The 15,228-nt window shown below is 64.1% G+C and carries 14 protein-coding genes and 1 pseudogene; 8 read left to right on the top strand and 7 right to left on the bottom strand.

Translation table 11 applies throughout. From position 1 onward, the window contains the following. Nucleotides 1-5 precede the first annotated feature (5 nt). On the top strand, nucleotides 6-1,193 hold the full coding sequence (locus FXB41_RS32715; RefSeq protein ID WP_219684692.1) for an acetate/propionate family kinase: 1,188 nt from the start codon (nucleotides 6-8) through the stop codon (nucleotides 1,191-1,193). A gap of 233 nt (nucleotides 1,194-1,426) precedes the next feature. On the opposite strand, the gene FXB41_RS32720 is transcribed toward FXB41_RS32715, so the two are convergent. Further along, nucleotides 1,427-2,266, bottom strand: coding sequence for an RMD1 family protein (locus tag FXB41_RS32720; RefSeq protein WP_007594984.1), 840 nt, complete (start codon nucleotides 2,264-2,266; stop codon nucleotides 1,427-1,429). A gap of 323 nt (nucleotides 2,267-2,589) precedes the next feature. Between FXB41_RS32720 and FXB41_RS32725 the strand changes: the two genes are divergently transcribed. Both FXB41_RS32725 and FXB41_RS32730 read left to right on the top strand, forming a co-directional pair. Then, nucleotides 2,590-3,165, top strand: coding sequence for a glycosyltransferase family protein (locus FXB41_RS32725; RefSeq protein WP_007594985.1), 576 nt, complete (start codon nucleotides 2,590-2,592; stop codon nucleotides 3,163-3,165). A gap of 61 nt (nucleotides 3,166-3,226) precedes the next feature. After that, nucleotides 3,227-4,153, top strand: coding sequence for a bifunctional helix-turn-helix transcriptional regulator/GNAT family N-acetyltransferase (locus FXB41_RS32730; RefSeq protein ID WP_219684693.1), 927 nt, complete (start codon nucleotides 3,227-3,229; stop codon nucleotides 4,151-4,153). 184 nt (nucleotides 4,154-4,337) lie between these two features. Here the strand turns inward: FXB41_RS32730 and moaB are convergent, their stop codons facing one another. Both moaB and ypfJ read right to left on the bottom strand, forming a co-directional pair. Then, nucleotides 4,338-4,901 (bottom strand): molybdenum cofactor biosynthesis protein B, encoded by a 564-nt coding sequence (moaB, locus tag FXB41_RS32735; protein WP_219684694.1) that lies wholly within the window; start codon nucleotides 4,899-4,901, stop codon nucleotides 4,338-4,340. A 161-nt stretch (nucleotides 4,902-5,062) separates the two neighbouring features. Further along, nucleotides 5,063-5,998, bottom strand: a complete 936-nt coding sequence (ypfJ, locus tag FXB41_RS32740; protein ID WP_007594991.1) for a KPN_02809 family neutral zinc metallopeptidase — start codon at nucleotides 5,996-5,998, stop codon at nucleotides 5,063-5,065. A 410-nt stretch (nucleotides 5,999-6,408) separates the two neighbouring features. On the opposite strand from ypfJ, the gene FXB41_RS32745 reads away from it, so the two are divergent. The 3 genes from FXB41_RS32745 to FXB41_RS32755 all read left to right on the top strand — a co-directional run bounded on the left by FXB41_RS32745 (nucleotide 6,409) and on the right by FXB41_RS32755 (nucleotide 8,853). Then, nucleotides 6,409-7,539, top strand: a complete 1,131-nt coding sequence (locus tag FXB41_RS32745) for a site-specific DNA-methyltransferase (RefSeq protein ID WP_007607106.1) — start codon at nucleotides 6,409-6,411, stop codon at nucleotides 7,537-7,539. A gap of 168 nt (nucleotides 7,540-7,707) precedes the next feature. Next, a complete protein-coding gene (locus FXB41_RS32750; RefSeq protein WP_219684695.1) occupies nucleotides 7,708-8,034 on the top strand; it encodes a hypothetical protein in 327 nt (108 codons plus the stop codon). Nucleotides 8,035-8,166: 132 nt separating this feature from the next. After that, the gene (locus FXB41_RS32755) at nucleotides 8,167-8,853 is read left to right on the top strand and encodes a glutathione S-transferase family protein (RefSeq protein ID WP_219684696.1); all 687 of its coding nucleotides are present in this window, start codon (nucleotides 8,167-8,169) and stop codon (nucleotides 8,851-8,853) included. A gap of 58 nt (nucleotides 8,854-8,911) precedes the next feature. Here the strand turns inward: FXB41_RS32755 and FXB41_RS32760 are convergent, their stop codons facing one another. Both FXB41_RS32760 and FXB41_RS32765 read right to left on the bottom strand, forming a co-directional pair. Continuing rightward, nucleotides 8,912-10,921: a HAMP domain-containing methyl-accepting chemotaxis protein gene (locus FXB41_RS32760; protein ID WP_007594997.1), complete on the bottom strand. Its 2,010-nt coding sequence runs from the start codon at nucleotides 10,919-10,921 to the stop codon at nucleotides 8,912-8,914. A gap of 335 nt (nucleotides 10,922-11,256) precedes the next feature. Further along, nucleotides 11,257-11,700 carry a nuclear transport factor 2 family protein gene (locus tag FXB41_RS32765; RefSeq protein ID WP_219684697.1) on the bottom strand — a complete coding sequence of 148 codons (444 nt, stop codon included), beginning with the start codon at nucleotides 11,698-11,700 and terminating at the stop codon, nucleotides 11,257-11,259. 90 nt (nucleotides 11,701-11,790) lie between these two features. Here FXB41_RS32765 and FXB41_RS32770 point away from each other — a divergent pair, with 90 nt between their 5' ends. Then, nucleotides 11,791-12,708, top strand: a complete 918-nt coding sequence (locus FXB41_RS32770; protein WP_007595001.1) for a LysR family transcriptional regulator — start codon at nucleotides 11,791-11,793, stop codon at nucleotides 12,706-12,708. A 126-nt stretch (nucleotides 12,709-12,834) separates the two neighbouring features. Here the strand turns inward: FXB41_RS32770 and FXB41_RS32775 are convergent, their stop codons facing one another. After that, nucleotides 12,835-13,455 carry a glutathione S-transferase family protein gene (locus tag FXB41_RS32775; protein WP_219684698.1) on the bottom strand — a complete coding sequence of 207 codons (621 nt, stop codon included), beginning with the start codon at nucleotides 13,453-13,455 and terminating at the stop codon, nucleotides 12,835-12,837. A 141-nt stretch (nucleotides 13,456-13,596) separates the two neighbouring features. On the opposite strand from FXB41_RS32775, the gene FXB41_RS32780 reads away from it, so the two are divergent. Then, nucleotides 13,597-14,874 carry a flavin-dependent oxidoreductase gene (locus FXB41_RS32780; RefSeq protein ID WP_219684699.1) on the top strand — a complete coding sequence of 426 codons (1,278 nt, stop codon included), beginning with the start codon at nucleotides 13,597-13,599 and terminating at the stop codon, nucleotides 14,872-14,874. A 199-nt stretch (nucleotides 14,875-15,073) separates the two neighbouring features. On the opposite strand, the pseudogene FXB41_RS41205 reads toward FXB41_RS32780, so the two are convergent. Continuing rightward, a pseudogene (locus FXB41_RS41205) lies at nucleotides 15,074-15,228 on the bottom strand (NAD(P)/FAD-dependent oxidoreductase); the annotation flags it as partial.

Below are 15,228 nucleotides of genomic sequence, written 5' to 3' on the forward strand. Positions count from 1 at the left end.
CAGCCATGTCAAACACAGTACTCGTTCTCAACTCGGGATCGTCGAGCATCAAATTCGGCCTGTTCGATATCTCGGCGGCCGAGCCCACCCTGCTCTGCAAGGGCCTGCTCGACGAGCACGAGACGAAGCCGCGGCTCGTCGTGAAGAGCCCCGCGGGCGAGGACCTGTTCGGGAAACGGAGGGAAGCATCGGATGCGGACAGCGATCATCTGTTCGCCGACGTGCTCGGCTTCATCGAGGATCGTTTCGGCGACTATCGCTTGCGCGCCGTCGGCCATCGTGTCGTCCATGGCGGTCCGGACTATTCCGCTCCGGTCGAGCTGACGGATGATGTCACCGCAAAGCTGGAAGCGCTGACGCCGCTGGCGCCGCTGCACCAGCAGCGCTGCCTGGCGTCGGTCCGCACCATCACGGCGATAAGGCCCGACCTGACGCAGATCGCCTGCTTCGACACCGCTTTCCACCACGGCATTGCGCCGCCCGCCAGCCGCTTCGCCATTCCGAGAGGTTATGAAGAGCGCGGCGTCCGGCGCTACGGATTTCATGGCCTCTCGTTCGAATATGTCGCGGGACGGCTCGCCCGAATCGCACCACAGCTCGTGGCGAAGCGCACTGTGATCGCGCATCTCGGCAACGGCGCGAGCCTGTGCGGCGTGCGCGACGGCCGCAGCATCGACACCACGATGGGACTGACGCCGCTCGACGGACTGGTGATGGGCACGCGCTGCGGTAGGATCGACCCGGGCGTGCTGCTCTATCTGCAACAGCACGAGAAAATGTCGGTCGAAGATGTCCAGCACCTGCTCTATCACGAATCGGGCCTGCTCGGCGTCTCCCGCATCGCTTCGGATATGCGCACGCTGCTTGCGAGCAGCGAAGCTGCGGCACGGGAGGCGGTCGAGCTCTTCACCTTCCGCGCCGCGCAGGAGGTGGCGGCGATGGCGACAACGCTTGCCGGGCTGGACTGCCTGATCTTCACCGGCGGCATCGGCGAACACGCCGGGGAAATCCGCAGCGCGATCGGTGAGCGTCTCGACTGGCTCGGTGTGCGCATCGATGCCGCTGCGAATGAGGCGGCGCGCGAGCGCATCAACGATGGCGATAGCGCAGTCGATGTCTTCGTCATTCCAACGAATGAGGAACTGATGATCGCGCGGCATTGTGCGGCGGTGCTGCGGGCCGTCAGCTCGTGATCAACGGCGTACGTCGGCGTCGCTTCCCTTCGCCCGTTGCGGGAGAAGGTGGCGCGAAGCGCCGGATGAGGGGTTCTTTGGTCGCTCACGTATGCATGTGAGTATGCGGAGACATACCCCTCACCCCTGTAAGTTTGTGTCTCCTTGCGGGGCTGCCCTCTCCCGCAAGGGGGCGCGGGCGCAGTCACGAGCATCTCGCTTGCGGGATAAATTGATCCAGCGGCCCGCGCGTTCTAATGCGTCCCCGACCAAATCTGGAAACACCCGATCGCGACCTCGATCACGATCAGCACCACCACGGCGATTTCGAGGCGGAGCGAGCGCTGGGTATCGATGATGTCGGTAAGTGCGTTGGCGGTCGCGGACACGGCGGCGAGCTTGCGCTCGAGCGTGTCCAGGCGCTCCTTCAGTTCGTACTCGTCTTCAAGGCGGGCATAGAGCCGGTCGAGTTCGGGTTTCTCCCAGAGCACGTCGGGTTTCTCGGCCACCGCAACACGGCCGGCGACGCGCTGCTGGACGAGAAGCGCATTGCCGATCAATTGCAAGATGCCCTTGCGCCGGGGCGGCGTGCGGCCCTGCTCGGCGAGCTTGCGCGCAAATGGCTCGATCACGTCGAAGACGGCGGCGACGCGGCGCTCGTCACGTGCGAGCGAAGTGCTCTTGGCAAGCGCGTCCGCGATCAGCAGCAGCCGGTCGTCGGAGAATTTGGCGAGACAGATCGGGCCGCCCGGCTGGATAGCCTCGGCACTTTCGTCCTTGCAGAGTTGCGCATGCGCGATCTCCTCCTCGTAGGGGCTGAACTCGCCGATCACGCGGGGCTTCAGGCTGTCGATCAGCACTTTCTCCTCCGAAGGGAGGAGACCGATCAGCACCACGACGCCGTAGCGGAAGATGACCGCAAGGCCGGCATGGACGCGGAAGGCGGCCGGCATCGAGGAGACTGTCGCGCCCATTTCGAGTCCGGAGGGATTGATGCGTTCACCCAGCATCACGGCGCGGATCCGCAAGGTCGGCGCGCCGTCCGGCCTGGGAGATGTTGCCGGCGAGTTAACAGCAAGTTGATCGGCGTTCATTCAAAGCCTCGTCAGCAGCACCATTGCACGGTTTTTCCCGTTCTCCCGCTATCGCATCCTCCTCTTGCAGGATTTACGAACGGCCGGCGCGCCTCGCAATGTTGCGGTTCGTCTCCGGACTAATACGGACAGGACAGGCTTGGGGCGACACATTCGGCAATATCGCCGCCCCGTACGGGACACATTTGGATGCGACAGCTGCAGCGGTTTACCATCGTATACCCGAAGCGCGGCCGGAAAGTTGCTCGGCAGCGCCACATGTTTTATGACGCCCTCATAATGAGCTACGCTTCTCCCGAAGTGTGGACACTGAAGCCTCAATCATGCTGAGCGTCATCATTCCGACCGAAGGCGTCGAGCAGACGGCGGTCGCCACTCTGGCCGCGCTGGTACCCGGTGCCGCCGCAGGCATCATCCGGGAAGTGCTCCTGGTCGACGGCACCCGCAATGGCGTCATCGAGCGCGTTGCCGACGTCGCGGGCTGCCGTTTCATCGGCTTCGAAGGATCCACGCAAGGCGCCGCGCTCGCCGCCGGCGCACTCCAGGCCCGTTCGTCCTGGCTGATGTTCCTCCCTGCGGGCGCTGTGCTGGAAACCGGCTGGATCGAGGAAACCACCCAGTTCATCCAGTCCGTCTCGACCAGCGGCCGGGATCGTGCGGCCGTCTTCCGCTATGCCCGCTCGCCCTACGCCGATGCCGGCTTCCGCGATATTCTCTGGGCCCTGATGCGCAAGCTCGTCGGTCCCTTCGGCGATCAGGGACTTTTGATCGCGCGTGATCACTACGACCGCATCGGCGGCTACGCGCCCCAAGCCCGCCGCTCCGAGGCGCGGCTGCTGCGGCGGCTCGGCCGCTCGTCGCGGATCATGCTGCGCAGTCGGATCGTCATGGTCGGCTAACACTCTCGATACTTGCCAAAGTCAAATAATTGCTTGACAATGGCAAGTATCAAGGTGACCCATGTCATTTAACGGTACCGACGACCACATCGCAGCGGTCCGCGCCTTCAACCGCTTTTACACCCGCAAACTTGGCGTGCTCGACCAGCACCTTGGAAAGAGCCCGTTCTCGCTCAGCGAGGCCCGCGTGCTCTACGAGCTCGCACAACGGGACGACCTTGCCGCCAAGGAGATCGGCAACGAGCTTGGCCTCGACCCCGGCTATCTCAGCCGCATAGTCCAAAGCTTCGACGAAAAGGGCCTGATCACCCGCAGGCCCCTGCCCGCGGATCGCAGGCAATACCAGCTCAGCCTCACCGCCAAAGGGCGCCAGGCCTTTGCCAAGCTGAACCTGGGCTCGCAAAATGAGGTCGCCGCTATGCTGGCTCAGCTTTCGGCCAGCGATGCAACGCGGCTCACGCAGGCTATGGCGACCATCGAGGCTGTGCTGGAGCGTCGAAGCCAGCCCGCGGCTTTCATGCTGCGCAGCCATCGCGCCGGCGACATGGGCTGGGTCATCTCCCGGCAGGCCGCCGCCTATGCGGCCGACTACAACTGGGAGATCAGCTACGAGGCCCTGGTCGCCGAGATCTGCGCACAGTTCATCAAGAACTATGACCCCGCGCGCGAGCACTGCTGGATTGCGGAAGTGGATGGCGAGCCGGTCGGCTCGATCTTTCTGGTCAAGGCCACGGACGAGATTGCCAAGCTGCGGCTGTTGCAGGTGGAAAAGAAAGCGCGGGGACTCGGTGTCGGCCGCGCGCTGGTCCAGCAATGTATCCAGGGTGCGCGCGAGAGGGGCTACAGCAAGATGACGCTGTGGACGCAAAGCATTTTGGTCGCCGCGCGTGGCATCTATCAAAGTGCAGGCTTCAAGCTCGTGAAGGAAGAGAAGCACCACAGCTTCGGTGTCGATCTGATCGGCGAGACCTGGGAGCGGGATCTCTGACTATTTCGCAACGAGCGAGATGCGCATGAATGCGCCCTCGCCCCTTGCGGGAGAGGACAGCGCTGCTGGTAGACACTCACTCACTAGGGTGAGGGGTATGTCTCCGAGCACTCCGTGCCGATAGATACCCCTCATCCGGCGCTTCGCGCCACCTTCCCCCGCAAGGGGAGAAGGGAAGCAAGCACTACACCGTCGCGCCCTGGGCCTTCGGCCGACGCAGATGCTCGTCCAGCCGCGGCATGATCTCGACGAAATTGCAGGGACGCGTGCGGTAATCGAGCTGGGCTTTGAGGATGCCGTCCCAGCCGTCGCGGCAGGCACCGGGCGAACCTGGGAGGCAGAAGATGTAGGTTGCGCCCGCGACGCCGGCCGTGGCGCGGCTCTGGATCGTCGACGTGCCGATCTTGGCGTGGCTCAGCATGTGGAATGCGATCGAGAAACCGTCCATGCGCTTCTCGAACAAGGGCTCAACCGCCTCCGGCGTGACGTCGCGCCCGGTGAAGCCGGTGCCGCCGGTGGTGATGACGACGTCGACACTTGCGTCCGCAATCCAGCGGCGGATGACGGTGCGGATCGCCTCGACGTCGTCGGTGACGATCTCGCGCGCGGCGAGATGATGGCCGGCCGCGGTGAGACGGTCGGCCAAGGTCTGGCCGGATTTGTCATCCGCGAACACGCGCGTGTCGGACACGGTGAGCACTGCGATGTTGAGCGGGACGAATTGTTTTGTTTCGTCGATGGAGGTCATTGTACTTCCTCTCGTGTCCCGGACGCGATGCAGCGCGTCAGCGGTGCGTCGCAGAGCCGGGACCCATGCTCGTGAAATCTCAGAGGCGCCGGCGTTATGGGCCCCGGCTCAGCAGCGCAGCATTACATGCTGCGCTGCGTCCGGGGCACGAAACCGTCAGCCTACTGTCCGCCACCAAACGTGTTGCAGGCCTGGACGGTGCCCTGCTGGTAGCCGGTCATGAACCACTGTTTGCGTTGCGCCGCCGAGCCGTGGGTGAAGGAATCGGGCACGACGCGGCCTGTGGACTGGCGCTGCAGCGTGTCGTCGCCGATCGCGCTCGCCGTGGTGAGTGCGGCGTCGATGTCGCCCGGCTCCAGGAAGTTCGGCCGCTTCTTCGCCTCGCGATTGACCCAGACACCGGACAGGCAGTCGGCCTGCAATTCGACCTTCACCTGGAGCGCATTCGACTCCGCCTTGCTGCCGGCCTGCTGCTGCAGGCGCGTCACGCGTGGAATGATGCCGAGCAGGTTCTGGATGTGATGGCCAGCCTCATGGGCGATGATGTAGGCGGTGGTGAAGTTACAAGCGGACTTGCCGGAGCAGCCGCGAAAACGCGTCTCGACCTCGCGGAAGAAACCGGTGTCGAGGAAGATGGTCTTGTCCGGCGGGCAATAGAACGGTCCCATCGCCGACTCGGCCCGGCCGCAACGCCCGCCATTGGTGACGTTGCGGAACAGCACGACCTTCGGACCGGTAAAGGACTGGCCCGAGGCCTGGAAGATCTCGCTCCAGCGATCGTCGATCTCGCCGAGGATGCCGGAGATCATGCTGCCCATCTCGTCGGTCGGCGCGCCGCGCTTGGCGTTGGACGACGACTGGCGATCGGTCTGGTAGGACGGCGCCTGGCCGCCGCCGGTGAGGATCTCGGCGCCGCCGATCAGGATGCGCGGATCGATGCCGAAGGCGTAGCCGACCAGGCCGAGCACGATGATGGTGCCGATCCCGAGCCCGCCGCCGCCCATGGGGAGGCCGAACCCGCCTCCTCCACCGCCCCCGCCACCATCGTCGCGACGATCCTCGATGTCGTCGCTGCGGCGGAAATCATCGTAGCGCATGGCGGCTTCCCTCGGTCCTGGCTGGCATCAATTGGGCGCAAAGGCGGCAAAGCTCAACGCACCATGCACGTAAAATTTCCATTGCGTTAATCAATATCCCGCTCGGCAATTATTGCCTAGTGCGACAGCATGGCAACGCCAGCAATTTTTTCCGGGCATCGAGCAATTTTTTCCGAGAGGAATTTCGAGTCTTTTTGCGCTCCGATCACAGCCGCAACGCGAAGAAACGCGAAATACACTGCAAAACACGGCGAATACGCGGAGCGAACCGCGTGCGAGGCGCGATGCGAGGGCTGCTTACCAAAGCGGCGGGTTAAGTCGATTTTTACTTTGCCGCTTCAATGTAACGGTCAGTCGGTTGTTTGGTCCCGCGTCGCCGACAGCGTCGCCTGAGTCAGAGTTCTTGAGTCATGGTAGAGTCGCGTCGCGGGGCGTCTGCAAGGGCGCCCCGCACAAATTTTGAGTCTCCTTCGCACAGCATCGTCCTCGGCGATTGCGTCGCAGAGATGTCGAAGCTTCAGGCTGGTTCGGTGGACCTGGTGTTCGCCGATCCGCCCTACAATCTTCAGCTCAAGGGCGATCTCAAGCGCCCCGACGAATCCCATGTCGATGCGGTCGACGACGACTGGGACAAGTTCGATTCGTTCTCCGCCTATGACGATTTCACCCGCGCCTGGCTGCTCGCCGCCCGCCGCGCGATGAAGCCGTCGGCGACGATCTGGGTGATCGGCTCCTATCACAACATCTTCCGCGTCGGCGCGATCATGCAGGATCTCGGCTTCTGGCTCCTGAACGACATCGTCTGGCGCAAGACCAACCCGATGCCGAATTTCCGCGGCCGCCGTTTCACCAACGCACACGAAACCATGATCTGGGCCGCGCGCGACGAGAAGGCCAAGGGCTACACTTTCAACTACGAGGCGCTGAAGGCCGCCAACGAGGACGTGCAGGCACGGTCCGACTGGCTGATCCCGCTCTGCACCGGCGAGGAGCGCCTCAAGGGCGCCGATGGCAAGAAAGTGCACCCGACGCAGAAGCCGGAAGGCCTGCTCGCACGCGTGCTGCTGTCGTCCTCCAAACCCGGCGATCTCGTGATCGATCCCTTCAACGGCACCGGTACCACCGGCGCGGTCGCCAAGCGCCTCGGCCGCTCCTATATCGGCTTCGAGCGCGACAAGACCTATGCGAAAGCGGCACAAGCGCGCATCGCCGCGGTCGAGCCGTTGCCGGAGGCAAGCCTCGCCCCGTTCATGACGGCGCGCGAAGCGCCGCGGGTTGCGTTCTCGGAATTGATCGAGCGCGGCATGATCATGCCCGGCACCAAGCTGTTCGACGCCAAGAAGAAGCTCGGCGCGCTGGTCCGCGCCGACGGCGCCATCATGTTCGGCGACAAGGTCGGCTCCATTCACCGCATGGGCGCGGTGGCGCAAGGCGCGCAAGCCTGCAACGGATGGACCTTCTGGCACATCGAGACCAAGAAGGGTCTCAAGCTGATCGACGAGCTCCGCGCCGAGATCCGCGCCGGCATGGCGGCGGGGTAGCCTTCCCGTGATGTTGTAGGGTGGGGCAAAGCGAAGCGTGCCCACCATTCTCGCCGCGATGTTTGGTGGGCACGGCGCTTTGCGCCTTTGCCCACCCTACGGCGTCTTGAATGACGCGACGGCCGGGACTAGATTGACTGTCTACGCCCCGTCTTGACCGGTCGAGCCATGCGACGACAGTCCGAGACATTGCTGCTGGTGCCGCTGCTGCCGATCTTTCTGGTCGGCATGTTTCCGATGTTCCTGATTGCGCTGCTGGGATTTTTCGGCCTCGCCTTGTTCGGCGTGCTCGTGGTCTGTGTCGGGCTCGCCAGCAGCAACGAGGCCCATGACAGTTTCAATCACGACGTCATCGTTCACGGCTATGCGCGCGGATCGGAGCGCAAGGCGCGGGCCTCCGACATGCATATCGCCACGCGGATCGGGCTGCGCCTCGAGGCTGTGGGCGCGGCCATGGTCATTACGGCGGCGATCGGCCTTTGTTACGCCGGCTGATCTGCGTCGCGCGCAGATACCGCCCGGCAAACTCGCCGGTTGCCCTCCCCGACAAGGTTCGGGCAAGACAAGGCCGCTTGCGGACATGTTGCTGCCTCCACTCTCGGCCAACAAACACAGGGGAGATGCCCGATGCTCAAATTCTATTTTAACGGTTCGCCGAACCCGACCAAGGTCGCGCTTTATCTCGAAGAGGCCGGCCTGCCCTTCGAGCCGGTGAAGATCGACACCCGCAAGGGCGAGCAGTTCACGCTGGACTATCTGAAGATCAATCCGAACGGCAAGGTGCCGGCGATCGATGACAACGGCACCATCGTGTTCGATTCCAACGCCATTCTGCTCCATCTGGCCGAGAAGACCGGCAAATTCCTGCCCGCCGCCAATGTTCGCGGTGAGATGCTGTCATGGCTGATGTTCGTCGCCACCGGCGTCGGGCCGTATTCGGGCCAGGCCGTGCACTTCAAGCATTTTGCGCCGAAAGACCAGAACCACGACTACGCGCATAACCGCTACCAGTTCGAGACCGATCGCCATTACAAGATTCTCGACGGTCACCTCAAAGGTCGCCGCTACATGGTCGGCGACAACTATTCGATCGTCGACATGGCGCTGTGGGGTTGGGCGCGGATGGTGCCATTCAAGCTTGGCGACGACGCCTTCGCGCGATATCCGGACGTGAAGCGGCTGGTGGACGAGATCTCGGCCCGGCCCGCGGCGACGCGCGCGATCGCGCTGAAGGACAAGTTCACGTTCAAGGCGGAGATGGACGACGAGGCCCGCAGCAACATGTTCAAGCACATGACGACGAAAGTCGCCTGATCGCACCACGTCACAATGCGAGGCCACGCGCATGCGCGTGGCCTTTTGCTTTTCATGCTCAGGCGGCGTGGACCGAGTTCAGGAAGTTGGCGACTTCCTGCTTCAAGCGGTTGCTGTCGGCCGACAGCGAGCGTGCCGCCGAAAGCACCTGCGAAGAGGCCGAGCCGGTCTCGGAAGCGCCGCGCTGCACGTCGCCGATGTTGGACGACACAAGCTGCGTGCCCTGGGCCGCCTGCTGGACGTTGCGGGAGATCTCCTGCGTCGCCGCACCCTGCTCCTCCACGGCGGCGGCAACCGTCGACGAGATCTCCGACAGCCGCTCGATGGTGCCGCTGATTTCCCTGATCGAGCCGACCGACTCCTCCGTCGCGGCCTGGATGCCCGAGACCTGCTGGGCGATCTCACCGGTGGCCCTCGCGGTCTGCTCCGCGAGCGCCTTGACCTCCGAGGCGACCACGGCAAAGCCGCGGCCGGCTTCACCCGCGCGCGCCGCCTCGATGGTAGCATTCAGCGCCAGAAGGTTGGTCTGGCCGGCGATGGTGCTGATCAGCTCGACCACGTCGCCGATGCGGGCTGCAGCCTTGGAGAGCTCGCTTACGCGCGCGTTGGTCTTGCTCACCTGACCGACGGCTTCGCCCGCGATGCGCGCGGATTCCTGCACCTGGCGCGCGATCTCCGTCACCGAGGAGGACAATTCCTCGGTCGCGGAGGCGACCGCCTGCACATTGGCCGAGGCTTCCTGGGAGGCGGATTGCACTTCGGTGGAGAGATCCTGCGCGCGCCTCGCGGTCGCGGTCAGGGTGCCGGCCGAGCCCTCGAGCTCCTGCGATGCCGAGGATACGGTATCGACGATCTCGCCCACCGCCTGCTCGAACTGACTGGCGAGCCGGGCCATGTCGGCCTTGCGGCCCTCGGCCTGCCGAGCCTCGGTTGCGGTCTGCTCATGGCGCAGCCTTTCGGTCTCGATCATGTTGGTCTTGAAGACGTCGATCGCCTTGGCCATATCGCCGATCTCGTCGGCCTTGCCGCGCGAGGGGATCTCGACGGCGAGATTGCCCCCGGCAAGCAGCCCCATTGCGCGCGTCATCGAGGTCAGCGGCCCCACGATGCTGCGGGCGGTCAGGAAGGCGACGATCAGTCCGAACAGGACGGCGAGGCCGCCCGCGATCTCCTGTAGCGAGGTCGTGCCGTCGATTACGGCATCGGCCGCCATGCGCGAATCGTTGTAATCCGCCTTCAAGGTGGTTTCCGTGACCTTGAGCTTGGCGATGCTCGCGGAGATGAGCGGTGCGAGATCCTTGTGGTAGATCTCGTCGGACCGCAGCATCGCGGCGGAGGTCGTTTCGAACGCGGCTTTGTAGATACCGAGCGCGGTCTTCACAGGCGTCAGAGACGACCGAAGGTCCGCCGCCTGCGGGCTCCTTTCGACGGCTGCCAGCCGCTGTACCGCCCTGTCGACATTGGTTCTGAAGGCGGTGGGGCCGTTGGTGTCGCGCAGAGCGAGGAAGCGCCAGTTCGCGATTCGAACCAGCAGAACCCGGGACTCGAGGTCCGCGACGAGCGACACCGTGTCGTCGTCGGCGGCGGCGCGGGCCACATCGACCAGCTTGGCCATCTTGACGGTCAGCTCTTCGCCACTTGGCAACAGAGTCGCCTTGCCGGTCCGCGCCTCGTTGACGGCGTCGCCGAGACTGTCACGCAGGCTTTTCATTTTGGCGATGTCGGCGATCAGATCGTTGTAGAGCTTCCGCCGCTCCTCCGAGAGGGTGCCCTTTGCTCCGAGCTGCAACAGCCCGGTCGCCGCGGTCTCTCGCTCGGCAGCCTCCCGCATCGCAGGTTCGTTGGCATCGTAAATGTAGCGCAGATTGGCCCGCTGGATGGCCTGAAGATGGGTCGATATCTCCAGGATGTGCGCCGTGCTGTCCGACAATTTGGAGAGTTTTGCGACCTGATCCTGGACGGACCGCAAATTCCAGATGGCGACCACCGCCATCACAAGACCAACCGCCACCAAGGCCATGAAACCAGCGTACAGGCGTCCCCTGATCCGCAAACGAAAACTCGGCATTCCCACTGTCCACTCAGAAGCATGTGAATTCGGGCGGACGAACAACTCCGGCGATTTGTCGCGCCACCCCGGCAGCCGCGGGTCGCGTTGTTCGCGAACCACGCTGCACCGCGACACAATGGGCGACACTCGTTAATTGAACCTTCAGATTTTTCGCGCGCGCATGCGCCAGACGGCACAACATCTGCTGATTTTATCGGCAGGTGAGCAAGGTTTTGGCGCGAAGCCCGCAGCGCCATGCATGCCGCTGCAGCCTACCGGCCTGCGCGACCGACCGCCCCTCGCCGACCGCGGCGGACGGCACCGGTCGGCGGACGCGACGCCGCTCGATCCGCTCAGCTCGCGGCCCTCACGGCCGTTTGCGGAAACGGGCCGAGGGCCTTCTCGGTCAGCACCGAGTCGCAATATTCCCGGATCTCCTTGATCTTGCCGTCCTCGAGCCGAAACACGAGACAATAATCGTTGTCGTAGCGCACCCCCTCGGGCGTAACATTGTCGCCCTTTGCTTCGACGACGACGACATCGCCGTCGGCGATGAAGCGGTGGGCGACCGTCCGTGTCCGGTCGACAAGACGGGTCCGCACATAGCCGTGCAGGTCGTTGAGGATCGCCTGTTTGCCGGAAAAGGTGCGCGACCAGGAGTACTGGCCGGTCACGATCCATTTGGCGTCGTCGGCAAGACTTTCGGTGAACAAACCACGGTCGCGCGCAGCCGGATTGGGGCTGGCGGCGGCTGCAAAGATATCCTGCATCAGTTTCTTGTTGGCGCTCGCGTTCATGGCGGCATCTCCCTCGGTGAGAACACCGAGATCATCGCCGCCGGCTCTAAATTCTTCAAATCGATAGTGGGTATGATATCTATTCGCCTCATGAATTTGAATTCGCTCGACCTCAATCTCCTGACCGCGCTCGACGCACTGCTGCGCGAGGCCAGCGTCAGCCGCGCCGCCTTGCGGATCGGGCTGTCGCAGCCGGCGGCCAGTCATGCGCTCCAGCGTCTGCGCGACATCCTTGGCGATCCGCTCCTGGTACGCACAGGCACGCGGATGGAGCTGACGCCGCGGGCGCAAGCCTTGCGCGCGCCGCTGGCGCAGGCGCTCGACCAGGTGCGCGGGCTGTTCGTATCGGATGAATTCGATGCGGCGCGCAGCGAGCGGCAATTCCGACTGATGATGCCGGACCTCGCGGTCGAGCTGTTGATGCCGCCCTTGATGGAAAAGGTGACGCAGGCCGCTCCCAACGTCCGGATCGACGTGGTGCCGTGGCGGGGACCGGCGATCTTCCACGCCGAGTTCGCCCGCACCATCGATCTCGTAATCTCGATCGGCAACGCCTTCAAGGGCTTTCATCGCCAGCTGCTCTACACCGACAGGGACGCGCTGGCAGTGCGGCGCGGCCATCCCATGGCTGCGAAGCTGAAACGGCGCGAGACGTTCCTGGCGGCGCGCCATGTCGGAGTAATTATCCGCGGCCAGCCCGAGGACCTGATCGACACCTGGCTGCGGACCAAGGGCATCGACCGGCACATCGCTCTCGTGGTCCCGGGTTATCTCGAAGCGCTGCACGTCGCTGCCCGCACCGACCTCGTCGCCTTCGTGCCGCGCCGGCTGATCGCGGCGCTGTCCAAGCAGCTCGGCCTCGTTACGGTGACGCCACCGCTCGACCCTGGGATCGACGAGCAGTTCATGTTCTACCCGACCCGCGCACAGATGGATCCCGGCTCGATCTGGCTCAGGCGGCTGATGCTGGAGACGGGACGGGAATTGGAGAAGCGGAAGGCTTCGTAGGGTGGGCAAAGCGACTTGTCCGCCGTAGCTCGAAGAGCGAGGGCGGAAGCTTGCCCACTACTTCTGTTGAAGTGATCAAAGATGGTGGGCACGGCACTACGCGCCTTTGCCCACCCTACAAGAGCCCTACGCCTTCTGCGCGTCCATCACCTTGCGCACGGCGGGGCGATCGGACATGCGCTTGAAATGATCGGCGATCTTCGGCGTTGCGTTGATGTCGACTCTGTCGCCTTCGAGCCAGGTCGACAGGGTGTAGAGATAAGGATCGCAGATCGTGTACTGCTCGCCCATCACCCAGGGTCCCTTGTACATCTTCTGCTCGATCAGGCCGAAGCAGGCGCCCATGGTCTTCGGAATCATCGCCTTCATGTCGGCGAACGAGCTTTCTTCGCTCGCCCAGCGCGCGCCGCGCATCTTGTGGGCATGGTTGATGTGCACGGTCGAGCAGAGATAGGAGTTGAAGGACTGCACCTGGGCGAAGTCGAAGGGATCGTCGAGCGGCGCGAGCTTCGCCTTGGGAAAGGTCTGCGCGAGATAGGCTAGCATCGCCGGCGTCTCGGTCAGGACGCCACGATCGGTCACCAGCGCGGGCACGCGGCCTTTCGGGTTGATCGCGAGATACTCCGCGCTGTTCTGCTGGTTGGTCTTGAAGCTCAGCCGCTCGGCCGCGTAGTCGGCGCCGGCTTCTTCCAGGGTGATGTAGGTGGCGAGCGCACAGGTGCCGGTGGCGTAGTAGAGCTTGAGCATGTCGGACCTCATGGGAAAGCCGGAAGTTAACGGCTGCCGGCCCCGAGGTCCATAGCACGGCGTTCTCAGTGCCCTTGCTCTTCGCAGTTGCCCACCGGCGCCCGGCTGTGCCAAGACGCCTCTAGTTGGAGGGGCTTTCCCATGACCGTACTCATCGCCGGTGGCGGCATCGGCGGCCTGACGCTTGCGCTCAGCCTGCACGGAATCGGCATTCCCGTGAAAGTGTTCGAGAGCGTCGCCGAGCTGCGGCCGCTCGGCGTCGGCATCAACGTGCTGCCGCATGCGGTGCGCGAGCTGATCGAGCTCGGGCTGATGGACAAGCTCGATGCCAGCGGCGTGCGCACCCGCGAGCTCGCCTATTTCTCCAAGCACGGCAAGCCGATCTGGAGCGAGCCGCGCGGACTGGAGGCCGGCTACAAATGGCCGCAATTCTCGATCCATCGCGGCACGCTCCAGCAGCTCCTGCTCGACACCGCTATCGAGCGGCTCGGCCGCGACAACATCCTCACCAACCATCATCTGACCGGCTGGAGCGAAACCGCAGACGGCGTGCGCGCCGATTTCATCGACAAGGCCACCGGCAAGGCCGCGGGGACTTACGACGGCACGATCCTGATCGCCGCCGACGGCATCCATTCGGCTGCGCGAGAAAAACTCTATCCCGACGAAGGCCCGCCGATCTGGAACGGCCGCATCCTCTGGCGCGGCGTCACGCCTGCAAAGGCGTTCCTCAGCGGCCGTACCATGATCATGGCCGGCCACGAGATCCTGAAATTCGTCTGCTATCCGATCTCGAAGGAACCGGACGCCGCGGGCAACCATCTGATCAACTGGGTTGCCGAGCGCCACATGCCGCCGACCTATCAATGGCGGCGCGAAGACTATAACCGCACCGCGCGGCTGGAAGAGTTTCTGCCCTGGTTCGAGAGCTGGCGGTTCGACTGGCTCGACGTGCCCGGCCTCATCAAGAACTGCCCGCACGCCTATGAATATCCGCTGGTCGATCGCGATCCGGTGTCACAATGGACTTTCGGCCGCGTCACGCTGATGGGCGACGCCGCACATCCGATGTACCCGATCGGATCCAACGGCGCCTCGCAGGCGATCCTCGATGCCCGCACCATCACCCGCGAGATCCTGGCGCACGGCCCGACGCAAGCGGCCCTGCTCGCCTATGAGGCCGAGCGGCGGCCTGCAACCACCAGTCTCGTCCTGCTCAACCGCAAGAACGGCCCCGAGCAGGTGATGCAGCTCGTCGAAGAGCGCGCGCCGGATGGTTACAAGGTCGTCACCGACGTGCTGTCGCAACAGGAGCTGGAGGATGTTGCCGCCAACTACAAGCGCGTCGCCGGCTTCCAGGTGGAAGCGCTGAATGCGAAGCCGCCCATCGTGAGCGCGGGTGCGCGCGCGACGAAATGAGTATTCGCGCGAAGCGAGACGCGCGTTGATGCGCCCTCGCCCCTTGTGAGAGAGGGCAGCGATGCCGGTAGACGCGGACTCACTCAGGTGAGGGGTCTGTCTCCGCGAGCGCATCTCTGACAACTTGACCTCGCCGAGAGATACCCCTCATCCGGCGCTTCGCGCCAGCTTCTCCCGCAAGGGGAGAAGGAAGAAAAAGCTACACCACCTTGCTGCTTCCCTGCGTAATCAGCCGCGCGGCGCGCTGGTCGCGGGCGTAGATCCAGAGCCAGCTCAGGGCGACGCTGAGGCGGTGGCGCAAGCCGATCAGGAAGTAGATGTGGGCGATGCCCCAGATCCACCACGCGATGGTGC

This window comes from Bradyrhizobium canariense (assembly GCF_019402665.1).
GTDB classification, from domain to species: Bacteria; Pseudomonadota; Alphaproteobacteria; order Rhizobiales; family Xanthobacteraceae; genus Bradyrhizobium; species Bradyrhizobium canariense.